Source organism: Algisphaera agarilytica, assembly GCF_014207595.1.
GTDB lineage: Bacteria > Planctomycetota > Phycisphaerae > Phycisphaerales > Phycisphaeraceae > Algisphaera > Algisphaera agarilytica.
In genome coordinates this window covers 1-1,961 of the sequence record NZ_JACHGY010000004.1, presented here as the reverse complement: position 1 = coordinate 1,961, position 1,961 = coordinate 1, and the positions used below count along the sequence as shown (strand labels likewise).

Annotated in this window: 1 pseudogene; it reads right to left on the bottom strand. The window is 68.1% G+C overall.

Features of this window, described 5'->3' with window-relative positions:
• Positions 1-1,961 (bottom strand): annotated as a pseudogene (locus HNQ40_RS17990) (hypothetical protein); the annotation flags it as partial.

Sequence of the window (1,961 nt, the reverse complement as noted above, 5' to 3'; positions counted from 1 at the left end):
GCCAGCACCAGGTGCGTCACCGCGCCCGTGAAGTAGTCGCCCACGCGGATCTGGTAGCTGCCCGAGCCGTTACGCTGCGATTGGTTCGCCGACGACCATGTGTCCGAACCCGACAGCTGGAACGCCGAGATGCCGTTGCGGAACTCGTTGTCCGTGTCGAAGCCGATCGCGATGATCTCGCCGCCGTCGACCACGTTCAGGTCGAACTCCAACACCGTGTCCGCGGTCAGCGTGTAGCCCAGGTCGTAACGCTTCCACGCGTTGCCCGTCAGCGTCGCCGACGTGCCGCCCGACGTGTACGTCGCGCCGCCCGCCACGTCCTGATCCGCGTAGCTCGTGCCCGCGCCCAGGTCCTGGGCCGTGCCCCCCACCTCCACCGACAGGCCCGGCGAGGATTCGTAGACCTTCAGGTTCGTGAACGTCACGTTCACCGAGCTGTCCGCGTCGTCGTCTGCGGCCAACACCAGGTGCGTCATCGCGCCCGTGAAGAAGTCGCCCACCCGGATCTGGTAGCTGCCCGAGCCGTTACGCTGCGACTGGTTCGCCGACGACCACGTGTCCGAGCCCGACAGCTGGAACGCCGAGATGCCGTTGCGGAACTCGTTGTCCGTGTCGAAGCCGATCGCGATGATCTCGCCGCCGTCCACCACGTTCAGGTCGAACTCCAGCACCGTGTCCGCGGTCAACGTGTAGCCCAGGTCGTAACGCTTCCACGCGTTGCCCGTCAGCGTCGCCGACGTCCCGCCCGACGCGTACGCCACGCCGCCCGCCAGGTCCTGGTCTGCGTAGCTCGTGCCCGCGCCCAGGTCCTGAGCCGTGCCCGCCACCTCGACCGACAGGCCCTGCGACGCCGCTTCTTCGTAGACCCGCAGGTTCGTGAACGTCGCGTTGGACGAGCTGTTCGCGTCGTCGTCCGCCCCGATCACCAGGTGCGTCACCGCGCCCGTGAAGAAGTCGCCCACCCGGATCTGGTAGCTGCCCGAGCCGTTACGCTGCGACTGGTTCAAGCCGTTCCACGTGTCGCTGCCCGACAGCTGGAACATCGATACGCCGTTCGTGTGGCTGTTGTCGTTGTCGAAGCCGATCGTCAGGAGTTCGCCGCCGTCGACCACGTTCAGGTCGAACGCCAGCACCGTGTCCGCCGTCAGCGTGTAGCCGAGCTCGTAACGCTTCCAGGCGTTGCCCGTCACCGTCGCCGACGTCCCGTCGGGCGAGTAGGCCACGCCGCCCGCCAGGTCCTGGTCCGAGTAGCTCGTGCCCGCGCCCAGGCCCTGGGCCGTGCCCCCCACCTCCACCGACAGGCCCTGCGGCAGCGCTTCTTCGTAGACGCGCAGGTTCGTGAACGTCACGTCCGCCGAGCTGTCGCTGTCGTCGTCCGCAGCCAGCACCAGGTGCGTCACCGCGCCCGTGAAGTGGTCGCCCACCCGGATCAGGTAGCTGCCCGAGCCGTTGCGCTGCGACTGGTTCAACCCGTTCCACGTGTGGCTGCCCGCCAGCTGGAACGCCGAGATGCCGTTCGCGTGGTTGTTGTCGCCATCGAAGCCGATCGCGATGAACTCACCCGCGTCGGCCACGCTCAGGTCGAACGCCAGCACCGTGTCCGCCGTCAAGGTGTAGCCCAGGTCGTAACGCTTCCACGCGTTGCCCGTCAGCGTCGCCGACGTGCCGTCGGGCGAGTAGGCCACGCCGCCCGCCAGGTCCTGGTTCGAGTAGCTCGAGCCCGCGCCCAGGTCCTGAGCCGTGCCCGTCACCTCCACCGACAGGCCCTGCGGCGCCGCGTCTTCCAGGTTCACCACCAGCGTCGGGCGGATCGCCGTGTTGCCGTTCTCGCTCGAAGCGAACGCCGCGTCGCCGCCGCTCTGCGCCCCGTCGCTGTCGATCACGAACGTGACCTCCTGGCCCGCAACCACCGCCGCTGAGACGTCGAAGTGGTATTCCTGGCCGATGACGAAGTTGCCGGT